The organism is Rhizobium indicum, from assembly GCF_005862305.2.
GTDB classification, from domain to species: Bacteria; Pseudomonadota; Alphaproteobacteria; order Rhizobiales; family Rhizobiaceae; genus Rhizobium; species Rhizobium indicum.
Genome location: NZ_CP054021.1, coordinates 2,541,201 through 2,556,967, shown reverse-complemented (window position 1 = coordinate 2,556,967; position 15,767 = coordinate 2,541,201). Strand labels below are relative to the sequence as shown.

Below are 15,767 nucleotides of genomic sequence, written 5' to 3'. Positions count from 1 at the left end.
AGAAGCGTGTGCCGGAGTACGTATATTCTATGAAATATAGAGACACTTTAATTTGGTCTCGTCTTATTCCGGAGGGTATGATGAAGATCACAAGGCGAGCTTTTACTGCAGTGGTGGCAGGCGCCATCGCGACACCTTTGACGCATGTTCGGCTGGCCGGCGCCGCTGACAAGGTCGTGCGTATCGGCTACCAGAAATATGGAACGCTGGTGCTTCTCAAGGGCAAAGGCACGCTGGAGAAGAAACTTGAATCCATCGGCTATACAGTTGAATGGACCGAGTTTCCGGGCGGTCCTCAGCTCCTCGAGGCCCTGAACGCCGGTGCCGTCGATTTCGGATCGACCGGCGAAACGCCGCCGATCTTCGCCCAGGCCGCGAACGCTCCACTTGTCTATATCGCACACGAGCCGCCCGCCCCGCGCGGCGAAGCCATACTGGTCCCGAAGGACAGCCCCATAAAGTCCGTCGCGGAGCTGAAGGGCAAGAAAGTCGCCTTCAACAAGGGCTCGAACGTGCATTACCTGCTCGTCAAGGCGCTCGAAGAAGCCGGTTTGACCTATGAGGACGTGGAACCATCCTTCCTCGCCCCGGCCGACGGCCGCGCAGCCTTCGAAAAGGGCGCGGTGGATGCTTGGGTCATCTGGGATCCCTTCCAGGCAGCGGCGGAAGTCGCAGTCGAAGCGCGAGAGCTCAGAAATGGTGAGGGCATCGTCCCCAATCACCAGTTCTATCTCGGCACCAAGGCACTGGTCGACGGCCACGCCCAGGCGATCGATGTCTTGATCGAGGCCATTTCCGAGATCGACGAATGGACCAAGTCCGACACCGCGGCTGCGGCTGCGGAACTCTCACCATCGGTCGGCATCCCCGAACCTGTCCTCGTAAAGGCGCTCGAGCGCCAGTCCTATGGGATCAAGAGCCTGGACGACACCGTCGTCGCACAGCAGCAGAGCATCGCCGACACCTTTTTCAAACTCAAGCTCATTCCCAAGGAGGTGACGATTGCCGACGTTGTCCGCAAGGGCAAGGCATAGTGCTCATCTTCCCACCTATGCTCGACGTGGTTTCAGCAAAAAGGATAATGCCGTGACTGCTGCAGCAAGGACGCTTCCGATACTCGATCTCGGGCGTTTTGCATCCGCTCATCTGGAACGAGAACATGCGCTGGCGGAGCTTCGTGACGTCAGCCGGACACTCGGATTTTTCTATCTCGCCGGACACGGTATTTAGAGCGGAGGCAAAGATCCCCGTAATTTTAGACCATCTATCGCGGGCCAGGTTAACCTAACGTCTGCATGCCGGACGTCACGACGTCCGCCTGCAGAAGGAAGCTAGCATGACGGTTCCACTGGTCAGCTTGAGCAATCTGTCGACGGAGCCATCCCCTTCGCCTCAGGTTGCCGCGATATGGGAAGCTCTTTGCGCGGAGGCCGTCAATGCTTCGGCCAAAGATGCAGCACTCACGCGCGCCATGAATTCCGCAGTGCTTTATCATGCGAGTTTCGCTCAGGCGCTCGCTCAGAGGGTCGCGATCAAACTGGCCAATCACGACCTCGACATTGAAGAGCTGCTCGCGGTGATTGCCCAGGCGTTCGTCGGTAATCGCAATATTGTTGCCGATGCCGCCGCCGACCTGACCGCGATCAAGGAACGCGATCCATCGAACACGGAAATCCTGACGCCATTCCTGTATTTCAAAGGCTTTGTGGCGTTGCAGGGACAACGGGTCGCCCACTGGCTTTGGCATCATGACCGCCTCCATTTGGCGCGCCACATCCAGAGCCGAATTTCCGAAGTTTTCGGCGTCGACATTCATCCCGCCGCAAAGATGGGCAGGAGCATCATGCTTGATCATGGAAGCGGCTTGGTCATCGGCGAGACTGCGGTCGTCGAAGACGACGTCTCCATACTCCAGAATGTTACATTGGGAGGGACGGGCAAGGAAACCGGCGACCGGCACCCCAAGGTACGGCGCGGCGCTCTTATCGGAGCGGGGGCCAAGATTCTCGGCAATATCGAAATTGGCGTCGGCGCCAAGGTGGGTGCAGGCAGCGTGGTCATAAATGCTGTTGCAGCCTACACTTCGGTCGCCGGCATTCCGGCGAGGCAGGTGGGCAAGCGCCACTTCAACCTCCCGGGCATCACGATGGACCAGACCCTGTCTGAACCGGAGTATACGATCTAAGGCCTGGGGTAGGCTTGTCTGGGCGAGGTTGGCGTGGCGAGTGACTTGAAATCGCGCCGCCCTACATCAACTCCGGCAGGCCGCTCTCACAGCCCGCCGGCGCCTCTCACCTCACATCTCGACGATAACAGCCGTCACCCGCTTTACCACCGGCAGCATCAATAGCAGGACGGGAAAGGCGATCGCCCAGGATAGCGCCCATGCGGAGGGCCACATGGCAAGTGCAGGCGCGGTCAGGCCTTGTGCTCTCACGATGCTGATCGCCGAGACGACTGATGTCATCAACAGTGAGAGGATGAGCGGCATGACGATCGTATTGTAACGTTTGGGGAGTTTGCCTTTGGGCATTTTGATCTCCGTAAGGTGCCGATCAGACAATAGCGCAACGCCGATCGGCGGGTTGCGCGTTGATTGACGTAAACGCTTACGGAGCTTCGATCTGAAGCAACGCCGTCTCTATGGCCGAAAATGTCTTGCCGTTCAAGCCCGCCCCATCCCCTTCCGAGCGCCTTTGCCAATTCCTCAATGAAAGGAATTATCTTTGTTGCCGCAACCTCAGCGATTCGGCTCCAGGACCTTCAGCCAATGACCAGAGCAAGACGCCGCCGCATCATCCGTACCCGACGAACCCTGACCGGGCTCGCCCTGGTCGGCTCGATTTCATTTCTGGCCGGCATGACCGATGCCACCGGTCTTTTGCTGACCGGCGATTTCGTCTCGTTCATGACGGGAAACACGACGCGGGCCGCCCTGGCCTTGAGTGAGGGCAATCTTTATCACGCGGCGGTCCTGATCTCCGCCATCGTCGTTTTCGTGCTTGGCAATGCGGCAGGCATCGTCATCTCTCATGTTTCGCAACGCCGCATTTTCGTGGTGCTCGGCTGCGTCGGTGTCGTGCTGGCGCTCGCCTCGATGATGACGGCGCAGAACATGCTGCTTTCGCGATTCTACATGATCGTTTTTTCCATGGGCATGGTGAACGCTGCCGTCGAGCATATCGAAGGCCTGCCGATCGGGCTGACCTACGTGACCGGCGCCCTGTCGCGTTTCGGCCGCGGCATCGGCCGCTGGATCATCGGCGATCGTCGTGTCGAATGGACGATCCAGATCGTGCCCTGGGGCGGCATGGTGCTCGGCGCGATCGCCGGGGCCGTGCTGACGCGACTGACCGGAGCGTATGCGCTGTGGCTGGTCTCCCTCTTCGCCATGGCACTTGCGCTTGCCGCCATACTCATCCCGCGGCCGCTTCAGCGGCGCTTTAACCAGAAGATCGCGCCGCATCGATCCGCCGTTGCGCGGATGAAATAGAACCGTCGCATTCCTGTTACCGTCGAATCGGATAGGAAGGATCGCCGCCCATCCTCGAGGAGTAGGTCTTGTTCGTCATTTCGAAGCTTGTTTGGATTTTCGCTCAGCCGCTGTCGCTGGCATTCTTCCTCGTCTTCATTGCCCTGCTTGCCGGCCTTCTGCGCTGGCGTATCCTAAGTATCCTCGGCGCAGCTGGTTCGGCCCTCATCCTTTTCGTCACGCTCTACACCACGGCCGGCAACCTTCTGATGCGGGGCCTGGAGCAGCGTTTCGCAAAGCCGCCCGCGGATCCCGATAACCTGCAATGCATGATCGTGCTCGGCGGCGCCTTCGAAAACGAGGTGAACACGGCGCGCCACGGCATAGAATTTAATGCGGGAGCCGACCGCTTCGTCGAAGCCCTGCGGCTTGCACAGAAATTTCCGCAGTCGCGCGTTCTGGTATCCGGCGGCGACGGCTCCCTCTCCGGCATCTATGAAGGTGATGCGGCGGCGTCCGAGCGCTTCTTCCCGCTCTTCGGCGTTGGCAAGGATCGCCTGATCGAAGAGAGGCAATCGCGCACGACCTTCGAAAACGCCGTCAACACCAAGGAATTCCTGGCAAGCCAGGGGCTTTCCAATTGCCTGCTGATCACCTCGGGTTTTCATATGCCGCGATCCGTCGGCATTTTCCGCAAGATCGGCATCGATATCGTGCCCTGGCCGACCGATTATCGCACCGACGGCCAAGTGAGGCTGGAGTTTGATTTCACCCAGCCGAACCTCAATGCGCAGAACTTGGCGACCGCGATCCGCGAATGGTACGGCCTGGTCGGCTATTATCTCGCCGGCCGCATGTCGGAGCTTTATCCGCAATAGAGCAATTCCAGGAAAAGTGCGAAGCGGTTTTTCCGTCCGGAATTGCGTAAGAACAAGAGGTTAGAGCGCCGCGTGTCCGCCAGGACGCGCAAAGGACGCTCTATCACTTTGAATCCACGCATAACCCCGAAAATCTTTCGGGGTTATGCGTGGTGAGTTATTTCTTCGAGATGGTGACGAATTTCGTGCCGCGCACGCGCGCCGTCACGATGCAGGGATCACCTTCGGTGCGGTCGCAGAAGCGCGGATGCATCTTCATCGCCAGCACCATGTTGCCGAAGCGCTGGACGAAATCGTAGCCATAGATCTGCGCAGTCGCGATCATGAAATAACCGCCTTCGGCAACCTGCAGGTAGAAATTGTAGGTGCAGCCGTCATCGTTGCATTGCGGCCCCTTCTGCCCGTCGCAGGTCAGCTGGCCCTCGTTGACCACGGCGTCGATCAGGCCGTCATTGTTGATGTCCTGCCGGATGATGAAGCCGTCGGCAAACTCGGCCGTCTTGCACTGCTCCTGGAAATGTTTCTTCTCGTAGATCTCAGGGTCGGAGATCAGCGATTGCTGACCGAAGGCGGCAGCCGGTATGGCAAGCAGCAGGACGATATTCAGAACGGCGAGCACCAGCGTTTTCACGGCTTTCCTCTTTCGGATAATGGCTCCCAATGCATGTCGCCCAAAGTGTGCAGCGGTTTTGGGGCAACGACATGCAGCAAACAAAGACTTCACCTTTATGGCCGCGCCGCCTTGCGCCGCCCTTGCCGCCGTGTTTCTTTCCGGAAATTGTTCGCCGGTTCCGGGGGCCGCATGTCCTTGCTCGTCTATCTCGATTATGCCGGCATTGCGCTGTTTGCCGCAACAGGCGCGCTCGCCGCCTCGCGCAAGCAACTGGACCTGATCGGCTTTTTGTTTTTCGCCATGGTGACGGGAACGGGCGGCGGCACCGTGCGCGATATCGTGCTCGGCCGCGTGCCGGTCTTCTGGGTGCTGAACCCCGCCTATATCCTCGTCTGCTGCATCGTGGGCGTCATTGTTTTCTTCACTGCCCACCTGCTGGAATCGCGCTATCGCCTGCTGATCTGGCTGGATGCGATCGGCCTTGCCGCCTATTGCGTGATCGGCGCCGCCAAGGGCCTCGCCGCCACCGGTTCGCCCACGATTGCGATCGTCACCGGCACGCTGACGGCGACCTTCGGCGGCATCCTGCGCGATCTGATGGCAAACGAGCCTTCGGTGCTGTTGCGGCCGGAAATTTACGTAACCGCAGCTCTTATCGGCGCCGGCGTGTTCACGGCTGCCAATGCGCTCGGAATGCAGCTCTATCTGGCGTCTGCCTGCGGCGTCGTGGCCGCCTTTGCCGTCCGTGGTGGGGCCTTGTGGTTCGGCTGGACCTTCCCGACCTACAGGCACAAGCCCGGCCGGCATCCCGACGATGTCATGTGAGGCCTAATGCATGTCGCCAAAAACGCGCAGCGGTTTTGGGACAACGACATGCATAAAAACAAAGATCTAAAGGGCGTCGCATGAGGCCGATTCGGCGCGACGCTTTAGAGGTGTCGTCAGCCCTGCTTCGCCCGCAGGCGGATCACCACGTCGACATGGGCGATCTCCATGCCCTCAGGCGGTTCCGGCAGATTGGCGATCGTCAGGTTGCTGACGGGAATGTCGAGCACCTCGTTTTCGCCTTCGACGAAGAAATGGTGATGGTCGGAAACATTGGTGTCGAAATAGGTCTTGGCGCTCTCGACGGCGAGAACGCGGATGAGACCGGCTTCCGTGAATTGGTGCAGCGTGTTGTAGACGGTTGCCAAGGACACCGGCACGCCGGCGGCAACCGCCTCTTCATGCAGTTCCTCGACGGTCAAATGCCGGTCGCCCTTGGCAAAAAGGAGGTCGCCGAGCGCGACGCGCTGGCGGGTGGGGCGCAGGCCTGCACCGCGCAGCCTTACCTCTATTGCGATCGGGAATGCACCCGTCATCAAAACCAACTCCGGTTATTCTGGCATAAAGCAATCATGTTTCTTTAAGCGGTATAACTTTTGCATCGGAGCCTTTCAATAGTTCAATGGGGACGGGAGCCTGATAAACGCGGCAAAAACGGGCTTTTGACGCAAATAGGTCTGGTCCCAGCCCTAGCCTTCCTGTATGCGACCACCAAATAATGGCGCAAGCCTGGTCCGGGGCGATGAATGAAGCTGCCTTGCTTGTGCTTCATTTTCTGAAGAACTTGGACTACACGTTCACATCCATCGGCTTGACGCGGGGGGAAAAAGAAACTTTATGACGACCAGACAGTCCAGCTTCTCGTATGAAGAACTCATCGCTTGCGCACATGGCGAGCTGTTCGGCCCCGGCAATGCGCAGCTGCCCCTGCCGCCCATGCTGATGGTTCACCGCATCACGGACATTTCCGAAACGGGCGGCACTTTCGATAAGGGCTACCTCCGGGCCGAATATGACGTACGCCCGGACGACTGGTATTTCCCCTGCCATTTCGAAGGCAATCCGATCATGCCGGGCTGCCTCGGTCTCGACGGCATGTGGCAGCTGACCGGTTTCTTTCTGGGTTGGCTCGGCGAAGAAGGCCGCGGCATGGCACTTTCGACCGGCGAAGTGAAATTCAAGGGCATGGTCCGGCCACAGACGAAGCTGATCCAATATGGCATCGACTTCAAGCGTGTCATGCGCGGCCGTCTGGTCCTCGGCACGGCCGACGGCTGGCTAAAGGCGGACGGCGAGACCATATATCAGGCGGCCGACCTTCGCGTCGGTCTATCGAAAGACAAGACGGCCTGAAACCGCATTTCGAGTGGCTGACGAAAACAACAAAGGTTTGATCAGATGAGACGGGTAGTTGTCACAGGTCTGGGTGTCGTGTCCTCGATCGGAAACGACGCGGCCGAAGTCACCGAATCCTTGCGGCAGGCAAAGTCGGGTATCTCCTTTTCGAGCGATTTCGCCGAACATGGGTTCAAGTGCCAGGTCTGGGGCAGTCCGAAGCTCGGTTCGGCGGAACTTGCCGAACTGGTCGACCGCCGCGCCATGCGTTTCCTGTCGCAGGGCGGCGCCTGGAACCATGTGGCCATGAAACAGGCACTAGCCGATTCCGGCCTGGAAGAGAAAGACTACGCTCAGAACGAGCGTACCGGCATCATCATGGGCTCCGGCGGTCCGTCCACCCGCACCCTGATCGAGGCTGCCGAGATCACCATAAAAAATAACAGCCCGAAGCGCATCGGCCCCTTCGCCGTGCCGAAGGCGATGTCCTCGACCGCATCGGCCACGCTCGCCACCTGGTTCAAGATCCACGGCGTCAATTATTCGATCTCGTCGGCTTGCTCGACGTCGGCGCATTGCATCGGCAACGCCGCCGAGATGATCCAGTGGGGCAAGCAGGACGTGATGTTCGCCGGCGGCCATGAGGATCTCGACTGGACGATGTCCAACCTATTCGACGCCATGGGCGCCATGTCCTCCAAGTACAACGACACGCCGGACAGCGCCTCGCGCGCCTATGACGTCAACCGCGACGGCTTCGTCATCGCCGGCGGCGCTGGCGTGCTGGTGCTCGAGGAGCTGGAGCGCGCCAAGGCCCGCGGCGCGAAGATCTATGCCGAAATCGTCGGCTACGGCGCAACCTCTGATGGCTATGACATGGTTGCCCCTTCGGGCGAAGGCGCTATCCGCTGCATGCGCCAGGCGCTCGCCACCGTCAAAGGCGACGTCGACTACGTCAACACCCACGGCACATCGACGCCGGTCGGCGACAGCAAGGAAATCGGCGCCATCCGCGAAGTGTTCGGCTCGAAGATCCCGCATATCCAGTCGACCAAGTCGCTGACCGGCCATTCGCTCGGCGCTGCCGGCGTGCAGGAATCGATCTATTCCCTGCTGATGATGCAGCAAGGCTTCATCGGCGAAAGCGCTCATATCACCGAGCTCGATCCCGAATTCGAAGGTGTCCCGATTGTGCGCAAGCGTATCGACGACGCCAAGATCGACATTGCCCTCTCCAATTCCTTCGGCTTCGGCGGCACCAACGCCACGCTCGTCTTCCAGCGCTATAACGGATAATAATATGACGGGAATCATGCAGGGTAAGCGCGGGCTCGTCATGGGCGTCGCCAACAACCACTCGATCGCCTGGGGAATTTCAAAAGCTCTCGCCGCACAGGGTGCGGAACTCGCCTTCACCTATCAAGGCGATGCGCTCGGTAAGCGCGTCAAGCCGCTTGCTGCGGAGGTCAGCTCGGATTTCGTCCTGCCCTGCGACGTCGAGGACATCGCCTCGGTCGATGCCGTCGTCGACGCGATAAGCGAGCGCTGGGGCAAGCTCGATTTCATCGTCCATGCCATCGGCTTTTCCGACAAGAACGAGCTGAAGGGTCTCTACGCCGATACGACGCGTGAGAATTTCAGCCGCACCATGGTCATTTCCTGTTTCTCCTTCACCGAGATCGCCAAGCGCTGCGCTCCGTTGATGGAAGATGGTGGTGCGATGCTGACGCTGACCTATAATGGCTCGACGCGCGTCATCCCGAACTACAACGTCATGGGGGTTGCCAAGGCAGCGCTCGAGGCTTCGGTGCGTTATCTCGCCGCCGATTACGGCCCGCGCGGCATCCGCGTCAATGCCATTTCCGCCGGCCCGATCCGCACGCTTGCCGGCGCTGGTATCTCCGATGCGCGCGCGATCCTCTCCTGGAACCAGCGTAATGCGCCGCTGCGCAAGACCGTGACCATCGATCAGGTCGGCAGCTCGGCTCTCTACCTGCTCTCCGACCTTTCGTCCGGCGTCACCGGCGAAATCCACTTCGTCGACGCCGGCTTCAACGTCACCTCCATGCCAACGCTGGAAGCGCTGCGCAGGGCGGACGTCGAGTAAACGGCTACCCCATTTGAAACTCAAAGGCCGTGCGCAGATGATGCGCCCGGCCTTTTTGTTGTTCGATGATAGGATCAGCGTCGAAGCCCCGTAGGCTTATTTCTTCGCCCAGAGAACCTTGAACCGGGCGTTGCGGCAGGTTTCGCCGCTTTCCCTGAAATTTGCCGCCAGAACGGGCTCGTAAGGCAGGCCGCGATTGGCGACGAGCATCAAGCGGCCGCCGCCGCGAAGGGCGGATGCGGCCGTCTTGATCATTGCCTGGCCGAGCGCCGGATCGGCCGCGTGTCCCTCATGGAAGGGCGGGTTCATAATGACGAGATCGTATTTGTCTTTGACCGGCTCACCCGCCAGATCGTGCCAGAAGAAGCGTGCAGGCGCGTTCGGGCAGTTCTTAGCCAGATTATCCCTGGCAGCCTCCAGAGCCGCGTGGTCGGCCTCGTAGAGGTCGAGGCGCGTCAGTCCACGCGACTTCTGCGCCTGCTCGACGGAGAGATAGCCCCATCCGGCGCCGAAATCCGCAACGTCGCCGGTGAAATCCTCAGGCAGGCGCGAGGCGAGCAGCTCCGATCCGGCATCGATGCGGTCATGCGAGAACATGCCTGGAGTCGCTTGGAAACGACCGTCGACGCGCACCGGCGCCTTTGCCAGCTTGGAGATAATCTCGTCGGCATCCGCCGGCCGGCCAAACCAGAAGGCGACGCCATGATATTTCGGCATATGGTCGACGGCGAGATTGAAACCTTCCATCCGCTTGCGCAGTGGCTGGATGCCGTCTTCCTTGGCGCCGGCAATGACGATCAGGCCGCCGAGCCGCGTGCGGGCGATCGCAGCGGCGAGATTGGCCTCGTTCTCGCCCTTGTGCTTGGTGCAGAGCACCAGAGCCGCATCGTAGTCCTCGCCGTCGATCTCCGGCTTCGCTTCGATCCGCTGCGCCAGCAGCTGGCGATAGAGCGGCCGGAAGCCCTGGACGGCGCTGAGCGAGGCGGCAAAGCCTTCCGGCAGCGCAAAGCCTGCCTCGGCGCCGAGGAAGAGCACGCGCTCGCCCTCGCCGGGCGCCGCGACTGTGCCGCTGGCAAAGGGATGGAACAGGGTCTTCAGCGTCTCGCTGCTCATGGTCTCGTCTCGTCTTAAAGCATGTCGCGCAAAAGTGTTCGGCGGTTTTGCGAGCACGACACACGCAAGACCGAAGACCTGAAGTGCGGTAAGCGATCTGAAGGATCGCGCCGCGCTTTAGGATACAAAAAAGGGCGCGGAAGCATTCCCGCGCCCGGTATTGAATCTGGAAGGCGGCTTATTCGGCCGCTTCTTCCTTCTTCTTCTCGTTCGGGATTTCCTGGCCGGTGGCCTGGTCGACGACCTTCATCGACAGGCGAACCTTGCCGCGTTCGTCGAAGCCGAGCAGCTTGACCCAGACCTTGTCGCCTTCCTTGACGACGTCCTGGGTCTTGGCAACACGCTCGGAAGCAAGCTGCGAGATGTGGACGAGGCCGTCGCGGGCGCCGAAGAAGTTGACGAAGGCGCCGAAGTCGGCGGTCTTGACGACCGTGCCTTCGTAGACCTGGCCGATTTCAGGTTCGGCAACGATCGAGTGGATCCACTTGCGGGCCGCTTCGATCTCCTTGCCGGAGGACGAAGCGATCTTGACGGTGCCGTCGTCCTCGATGTTGATCTTCGCGCCGGTCTTTTCGACGATTTCGCGAATGACCTTGCCGCCCGAGCCGATGACTTCACGGATCTTGTCGACCGGGATGTTCATGACTTCGATGCGCGGAGCGAATTCGCCGAGCTGGCCACGGCTTTCGGTGATGGCCTTGGACATTTCGCCGAGGATGTGGACGCGACCGCCTTGGGCTTGGCCAAGGGCGACCTTCATGATCTCTTCGGTGATACCGGTGATCTTGATGTCCATCTGCAGCGAGGTAATGCCGTCGGCGGTACCGGCGACCTTGAAGTCCATATCGCCGAGGTGGTCTTCATCACCGAGAATATCGGAGAGGACAGCGAAGCGATCGCCTTCCAGGATCAGACCCATGGCGATACCGGCAACCGGCTTTGCCAGCGGAACGCCGGCGTCCATCAGAGCGAGTGAGGTACCGCAGACGGTCGCCATCGAGGACGAGCCATTCGACTCGGTGATCTCGGAGACGACGCGCAGCGTGTAGGGGAACTGCTCAGGCGTCGGCAGCATCGGACGGATCGCGCGCCATGCGAGCTTGCCGTGGCCGATTTCGCGGCGACCCGGGGAGCCCATGCGGCCGGTCTCGCCAACCGAGTAGGGAGGGAAGTTGTAATGGAGCAGGAAGCGCTCCTTGTACATGCCCGTCAGGCTGTCGACATACTGCTCGTCTTCGCCGGTGCCGAGGGTGGCAACCACGATCGCCTGGGTTTCACCGCGGGTGAACAGCGCCGAACCGTGGGTGCGCGGCAGAAGACCGACTTCCGAAACGATCGGACGGACGGTTTCGAGGTTGCGGCCGTCGATGCGGCTCTTGGTGTCGAGGATGTTCCAGCGGACGATCTTCGCCTGCAGATGCTTGAAGATCGCGCCGACTTCTTCGGGTGTGTACCGGGCTTCGCCTTCCTCGGGGAGGAAGTGCGCCTTCACCTTCGCCTTGACGGCGTCGACGGCGGCGTAGCGGTCGGCCTTCTGGGTGATCTTGTAGGCTTCGCGAAGTTCACCTTCGGCAAGGCCGAGCATTTCGGTTTCGAGAGCGGAGTAGTCTGCCGGCTGGAAGTCGCGCGGCTCCTTGGCGGCCACTTCGGCGAGTTTGATGATCGCGTCGAGAACCGGCTGGAAACCCTTGTGGCCGAACATGACGGCGCCGAGCATGACGTCTTCGTTAAGTTCCGTGGCTTCGGATTCCACCATCAGGACGGCGTCATAGGTGCCGGCGACGACGAGGTCGAGGCTCGATTCGTCCATCTCGTCGAGATGCGGGTTGAGAACGTATTCGCCGTTGATGTAGCCGACGCGCGCACCGCCGACCGGGCCCATGAAGGGAATGCCGGACAGCGTCAGCGCAGCCGAGGTGGCAACCATCGACAGCACGTCGGGATCGTTTTCGAGGTCATGCTGGATAACGGTAACGACAACCTGCGTGTCGTTCTTGTAGCCCTCAGGGAAAAGCGGGCGGATCGGGCGGTCGATCAGGCGGGAAACCAGGGTTTCCTTTTCGCTCGGACGGCCTTCGCGCTTGAAGTAGCCGCCGGGGATCTTGCCGGCCGCATAGGTCTTTTCCTGGTAGTTGACGGTGAGCGGAAAGAAGTCCTGGCCGGCCTTCGGCGCCTTGGCCGAGACGACGGTGGCGAGAACGACGGTTTCGCCGTAGGTGGCGAGAACGGCGCCGTCGGCCTGACGGGCGATCTTGCCGGTTTCGAGTTTCAGCGGGCGGCCAGCCCACTCGATTTCCACTGTGTGTGTATCAAACATGTCTTGTCCTTCAATGCGGGAGCACGCGCCATCGCCGATATCAAGGCGCAGCGCACAGTCGACCGCAATCAATGTGACGTATCACGGGCAAGACAACGGGAGGCTTTCATCCTCGGTTTCCTCAGGCGTTCCTGAGAAACCGGGCCAAAGCTCACTGACAAGCCTTGGCCGAAAGCATCCGGCAATCCTGCCCCATGACAGGTCAACGGTTGGTTTGGCAGAACCGGCCCATCCGGGTCTGCCGGTCTTTCCACCGCTAAAAGATAGGGCGCGGTTGGAACATTTCATCGGGAGCCGTGTCCCGAAACAGGATCCGGCGGGCGCTCGGAAAGCGCCCGCCGGACAATCTTAGCGGCGGATACCCAGGCTGGTGATCAGCTTGGAATAGCGGCCTTCATCCTTCTTCTTGAGATAATCAAGAAGCGAGCGGCGGCTCGAAACCATCGTCAGCAGGCCACGGCGGGAATGGTTATCCTTCTTGTGGTCCTTGAAGTGTTCGGTCAGGTTGTTGATGCGTTCGGTCAAGATCGCGACCTGGACTTCCGGAGAACCGGTATCGCCTTCAACGGTCGCATATTCCTTGATCAGCGCAGACTTGCGCTCAGCAGTGATCGACATCGGGTGATCCTTTCTAAGAGGAGGAGATTAAAGTCGCCAAAAGCCGGGATGTCGTCCAGCTTTGGCCGTGAATGCAAACGGGCGTACCCGATGCTGGCGCTGCCTATAAACCAAATATGGATCAATGGAAAGAGGGGTCGTCCTTGGCGGCTTCAACGGCCCGCCATGGCGCCCCGGATCATCCCGTCATAGGCTGCAGGATCCTGCAGCATGGCGAAATGGCTCACATCTTTCAGGATGACGAGTTTGGCGCCCGGAATCTGTTTTGCCATCATTTCCGTATGGTCGAGCTTTACGGCTTCATCATGATCGCCGATGGCAAGTGTGACCGGCACCGAGATCTTGCCAAGATCGGCGGCCGTCCAGGCCGGCTGGGTTGCCCACATTTCGGAGATCTGCTTGACGAAGGCGTCATATTCGTTCGGCGTCGGCGAAAGCTTCCGGTACTGCTCCCCGGCGACGTTGATGTAGTCGTTGAAGGTCTTATTGTCCATGACGTCAGCCTTGACGCCGTCTGTTGTGACGTTGGCTGCCTGGGCAATGACGCGGGTCAATTTTTCTGGGTGTTTCATCGCCATGTTGATGCCGATGATGCCGCCGTCCGACCATCCGACAAGCGTCACCTTGTCGATCTTCAGATAGTCAAGAAGTGCCACATAATCCGATGTCATCAGATCATAACCGAAGGGCTGCTGGCTGCGCGTCGAGCGCCCATGTCCGCGGCTGTCGGCAACGATGACCAGATGATCCTTGGCAAAATCGGCGACCTGGTGACCCCAGACCTCGGCATTTCCAAGACCGCCATGGATGAAGAGGATCGGGTCGCCTTCGCCGTATTCGGCGTAATACATCTTGATGTCGTTCACCTCGGCCATGCCGCTCGTCTTTGCCACCGGCATCGAAGGAAAGGCCGGAAGCTCGGCCCAGCGCTCGGCGGATTGAGCGCCGGTGACGGCAAGCAACATCGAAAAGAACGTCAGGATTCCGATAGCAGTTCCACGCATAGTCTTTCCCTCTGTCGGGCCCCCATGGCCCGACAGGGAAGATATCGCATCGCTACCGGCTGACAATCGCTGTCGTTGTCAGAAAGCCAGATAGGCTCAGGCGAAAACCCGCTTCGGGCGGAACTCCCCCTGGCCGATCTCGCCGATCGCGATCAGCTTGCCGCGGGCCGTCGCATAGGCTTCGCTTTCGGCAACCGGCGCATCGCGGCCACGCACCAGGATCGGGTTGCCCATCTTCAGCCGGTGCGCCTGGTCGTCATTGATGACCAGATGGGGCAGGGAGGATAGCGCTTCGCAGGTGTTGATCAGCAGCGCGTCGAGGGCCGCCAGGCGCTCGTCCATATCCTCGATCGCCTCCAGTGCCACGAGATCCGCAAGCGGCACCATGGCCTCTTCCGCGAAAGGCGCGACGAAGGTGCGCCGCAGCCCGGACACATGGCCGTAGCAGCCGAGCTCGCGGCCGAAATCGCGCGCCAGCGCCCTGACATAGGTACCCTTGCCGCATTCCACTTCGAAATGCGCGCTATCGGCGTCCGGGCAGGCGAGCAAGGTCAGCCGGAAGATATCGACCTCACGCGAGGGGATTTCGACGGTTTCGCCTTCTCGCGCCAGATCATAGGCGCGCTCACCGGATATCTTGATAGCGGAAAACTGCGGCGGCACCTGGCTGATGGTACCGATATATCCAGGCAGAATATCGCGAATCTGCTGTTCGCTCGGGCGTTTGTCCGAACTCTTGGTCACCTCGCCCTCGAGATCGTCGGTCGCACGTTCCTCGCCCCAGCTCACCGTGAATTCATAGATCTTGCGGCCGTCCATCACGTAGGGGACGGTCTTCGTCGCGTCGCCGAGCGCGATCGGCAGCATGCCGGAGGCGAGCGGATCGAGCGTGCCGGCATGACCGGCCTTCTCGGCCTTGTAGAGCCACTTGATCTTGGAGACGGCTTCCGTCGAGCCGAAATCCACCGGCTTGTCGAGGATCAGCCAGCCGGAAATCGGCCGGCCTTTGGGTTTGCGTGGTTTGGACATGCGTCTCTTCTGTTTATTGTTCGTCATTATCGCCGTCGAGGTCGCGGCTCACCTCGGGCGAACGCAGCAGCTCGTCGATTTTCTTGTAGTTGTCGAAGCTGGTATCGTCGCGGAAGCGTACCTCCGGCATGTATTTCATCTGCCGAAGCTGCGGCCCGAGCCGGCCACGGATGAACCTTGCATGACGGTTCAACGCCTCGATGACGATGCTGTGGTCGGAAACGCCGAGCGGCGTCACATAGGCGGTGGCGATCTTGAGGTCCGGCGACATGCGCACTTCCGAGATCGAGATCACGGTCGCCTCGATGATTTCGTCACGCACTTCGCCGCGCTGCAGCACCTGGGTGAGAGCGGCGCGAACCTGTTCGCCAATGCGCAGCATGCGCTGCGAAGGCGCGGAAGAAGTTACTCTGGTCATTGTTATCTCTATTTGCCGATGCGGCTGGGAATCGAACC

Annotated in this window: 18 protein-coding genes; 9 read left to right on the top strand and 9 right to left on the bottom strand. The window is 60.2% G+C overall.

Translation table 11 applies throughout. The features are described from left to right. Positions 1-80 precede the first annotated feature (80 nt). The 3 genes from FFM53_RS12760 (at position 81) to cysE (ending at position 2,185) form a co-directional block, all read left to right on the top strand. Positions 81-1,034 carry a sulfonate ABC transporter substrate-binding protein gene (locus tag FFM53_RS12760; RefSeq protein ID WP_138388523.1) on the top strand — a complete coding sequence of 318 codons (954 nt, stop codon included), beginning with the start codon at positions 81-83 and terminating at the stop codon, positions 1,032-1,034. Between the two features lie 52 nt (positions 1,035-1,086). Next, positions 1,087-1,230 carry a 2-oxoglutarate and iron-dependent oxygenase domain-containing protein gene (locus FFM53_RS12755; protein WP_246412968.1) on the top strand — a complete coding sequence of 48 codons (144 nt, stop codon included), beginning with the start codon at positions 1,087-1,089 and terminating at the stop codon, positions 1,228-1,230. Positions 1,231-1,336: 106 nt separating this feature from the next. Next, positions 1,337-2,185: a serine O-acetyltransferase gene (cysE, locus tag FFM53_RS12750; protein ID WP_138388522.1), complete on the top strand. Its 849-nt coding sequence runs from the start codon at positions 1,337-1,339 to the stop codon at positions 2,183-2,185. A gap of 111 nt (positions 2,186-2,296) precedes the next feature. Here the strand turns inward: cysE and FFM53_RS12745 are convergent, their stop codons facing one another. Then, entirely contained in the window at positions 2,297-2,533 is a 237-nt protein-coding gene (locus tag FFM53_RS12745) for a DUF2798 domain-containing protein (protein WP_012759639.1), read from the bottom strand. Between the two features lie 237 nt (positions 2,534-2,770). On the opposite strand from FFM53_RS12745, the gene FFM53_RS12740 reads away from it, so the two are divergent. Together FFM53_RS12740 and FFM53_RS12735 are read left to right on the top strand one after the other, a co-directional pair. Beyond that, positions 2,771-3,493: a YoaK family protein gene (locus FFM53_RS12740; RefSeq protein WP_138388521.1), complete on the top strand. Its 723-nt coding sequence runs from the start codon at positions 2,771-2,773 to the stop codon at positions 3,491-3,493. Between the two features lie 68 nt (positions 3,494-3,561). Next, positions 3,562-4,350, top strand: coding sequence for a YdcF family protein (locus FFM53_RS12735; protein ID WP_138388520.1), 789 nt, complete (start codon positions 3,562-3,564; stop codon positions 4,348-4,350). Positions 4,351-4,507: 157 nt separating this feature from the next. On the opposite strand, the gene FFM53_RS12730 is transcribed toward FFM53_RS12735, so the two are convergent. After that, positions 4,508-4,981, bottom strand: a complete 474-nt coding sequence (locus FFM53_RS12730; RefSeq protein WP_138388519.1) for a hypothetical protein — start codon at positions 4,979-4,981, stop codon at positions 4,508-4,510. A 171-nt stretch (positions 4,982-5,152) separates the two neighbouring features. Here FFM53_RS12730 and FFM53_RS12725 point away from each other — a divergent pair, with 171 nt between their 5' ends. After that, entirely contained in the window at positions 5,153-5,788 is a 636-nt protein-coding gene (locus tag FFM53_RS12725) for a trimeric intracellular cation channel family protein (protein WP_129422258.1), read from the top strand. Between the two features lie 116 nt (positions 5,789-5,904). Here the strand turns inward: FFM53_RS12725 and irrA are convergent, their stop codons facing one another. Beyond that, the gene (gene irrA / locus FFM53_RS12720) at positions 5,905-6,324 is read right to left on the bottom strand and encodes an iron response transcriptional regulator IrrA (protein WP_003544303.1); all 420 of its coding nucleotides are present in this window, start codon (positions 6,322-6,324) and stop codon (positions 5,905-5,907) included. Between the two features lie 301 nt (positions 6,325-6,625). Between irrA and fabA the strand changes: the two genes are divergently transcribed. The 3 genes from fabA to fabI are packed head-to-tail and all read left to right on the top strand — an operon-like array spanning position 6,626 to position 9,230. Continuing rightward, the gene (fabA, locus tag FFM53_RS12715; protein WP_138388518.1) at positions 6,626-7,141 is read left to right on the top strand and encodes a 3-hydroxyacyl-[acyl-carrier-protein] dehydratase FabA; all 516 of its coding nucleotides are present in this window, start codon (positions 6,626-6,628) and stop codon (positions 7,139-7,141) included. Positions 7,142-7,186: 45 nt separating this feature from the next. Then, positions 7,187-8,419 carry a beta-ketoacyl-ACP synthase I gene (gene fabB / locus FFM53_RS12710; RefSeq protein WP_012759646.1) on the top strand — a complete coding sequence of 411 codons (1,233 nt, stop codon included), beginning with the start codon at positions 7,187-7,189 and terminating at the stop codon, positions 8,417-8,419. Positions 8,420-8,423: 4 nt separating this feature from the next. After that, a complete protein-coding gene (gene fabI, locus FFM53_RS12705) occupies positions 8,424-9,230 on the top strand; it encodes an enoyl-ACP reductase FabI (protein ID WP_138388517.1) in 807 nt (268 codons plus the stop codon). A gap of 96 nt (positions 9,231-9,326) precedes the next feature. On the opposite strand, the gene FFM53_RS12700 is transcribed toward fabI, so the two are convergent. The 6 genes from FFM53_RS12700 to rbfA form a co-directional block, all read right to left on the bottom strand. Beyond that, entirely contained in the window at positions 9,327-10,343 is a 1,017-nt protein-coding gene (locus FFM53_RS12700) for a class I SAM-dependent methyltransferase (RefSeq protein WP_138332079.1), read from the bottom strand. A gap of 178 nt (positions 10,344-10,521) precedes the next feature. Continuing rightward, positions 10,522-12,660, bottom strand: a complete 2,139-nt coding sequence (gene pnp, locus FFM53_RS12695; protein WP_138388516.1) for a polyribonucleotide nucleotidyltransferase — start codon at positions 12,658-12,660, stop codon at positions 10,522-10,524. 348 nt (positions 12,661-13,008) lie between these two features. After that, positions 13,009-13,278 (bottom strand): 30S ribosomal protein S15, encoded by a 270-nt coding sequence (gene rpsO, locus FFM53_RS12690; RefSeq protein WP_003544317.1) that lies wholly within the window; start codon positions 13,276-13,278, stop codon positions 13,009-13,011. A gap of 152 nt (positions 13,279-13,430) precedes the next feature. Beyond that, positions 13,431-14,282: an alpha/beta fold hydrolase gene (locus tag FFM53_RS12685; protein WP_138388515.1), complete on the bottom strand. Its 852-nt coding sequence runs from the start codon at positions 14,280-14,282 to the stop codon at positions 13,431-13,433. A 96-nt stretch (positions 14,283-14,378) separates the two neighbouring features. Next, entirely contained in the window at positions 14,379-15,311 is a 933-nt protein-coding gene (gene truB, locus FFM53_RS12680; protein ID WP_138332083.1) for a tRNA pseudouridine(55) synthase TruB, read from the bottom strand. Between the two features lie 13 nt (positions 15,312-15,324). Then, positions 15,325-15,729, bottom strand: a complete 405-nt coding sequence (gene rbfA / locus FFM53_RS12675; protein WP_138332084.1) for a 30S ribosome-binding factor RbfA — start codon at positions 15,727-15,729, stop codon at positions 15,325-15,327. Positions 15,730-15,767: the final 38 nt, after the last annotated feature.

Excerpts from the sequence above, each read along its gene's own strand:
- rpsO (WP_003544317.1), bottom strand. The coding sequence starts at position 13,278 with ATGTCGATCACTGCTGAGCGCAAGTCTGCGCTGATCAAGGAATATGCG.
- fabI (WP_138388517.1), top strand. The coding sequence starts at position 8,424 with ATGACGGGAATCATGCAGGGTAAGCGCGGGCTCGTCATGGGCGTCGCC.
- FFM53_RS12740 (WP_138388521.1), top strand. The coding sequence starts at position 2,771 with ATGACCAGAGCAAGACGCCGCCGCATCATCCGTACCCGACGAACCCTG.
- pnp (WP_138388516.1), bottom strand. The coding sequence starts at position 12,660 with ATGTTTGATACACACACAGTGGAAATCGAGTGGGCTGGCCGCCCGCTG.
- irrA (WP_003544303.1), bottom strand. The coding sequence starts at position 6,324 with ATGACGGGTGCATTCCCGATCGCAATAGAGGTAAGGCTGCGCGGTGCA.
- FFM53_RS12685 (WP_138388515.1), bottom strand. The coding sequence starts at position 14,282 with ATGCGTGGAACTGCTATCGGAATCCTGACGTTCTTTTCGATGTTGCTT.
- FFM53_RS12700 (WP_138332079.1), bottom strand. The coding sequence starts at position 10,343 with ATGAGCAGCGAGACGCTGAAGACCCTGTTCCATCCCTTTGCCAGCGGC.
- FFM53_RS12745 (WP_012759639.1), bottom strand. The coding sequence starts at position 2,533 with ATGCCCAAAGGCAAACTCCCCAAACGTTACAATACGATCGTCATGCCG.
- cysE (WP_138388522.1), top strand. The coding sequence starts at position 1,337 with ATGACGGTTCCACTGGTCAGCTTGAGCAATCTGTCGACGGAGCCATCC.
- FFM53_RS12725 (WP_129422258.1), top strand. The coding sequence starts at position 5,153 with ATGTCCTTGCTCGTCTATCTCGATTATGCCGGCATTGCGCTGTTTGCC.
- rbfA (WP_138332084.1), bottom strand. The coding sequence starts at position 15,729 with ATGACCAGAGTAACTTCTTCCGCGCCTTCGCAGCGCATGCTGCGCATT.
- fabB (WP_012759646.1), top strand. The coding sequence starts at position 7,187 with ATGAGACGGGTAGTTGTCACAGGTCTGGGTGTCGTGTCCTCGATCGGA.
- truB (WP_138332083.1), bottom strand. The coding sequence starts at position 15,311 with ATGTCCAAACCACGCAAACCCAAAGGCCGGCCGATTTCCGGCTGGCTG.
- fabA (WP_138388518.1), top strand. The coding sequence starts at position 6,626 with ATGACGACCAGACAGTCCAGCTTCTCGTATGAAGAACTCATCGCTTGC.
- FFM53_RS12760 (WP_138388523.1), top strand. The coding sequence starts at position 81 with ATGAAGATCACAAGGCGAGCTTTTACTGCAGTGGTGGCAGGCGCCATC.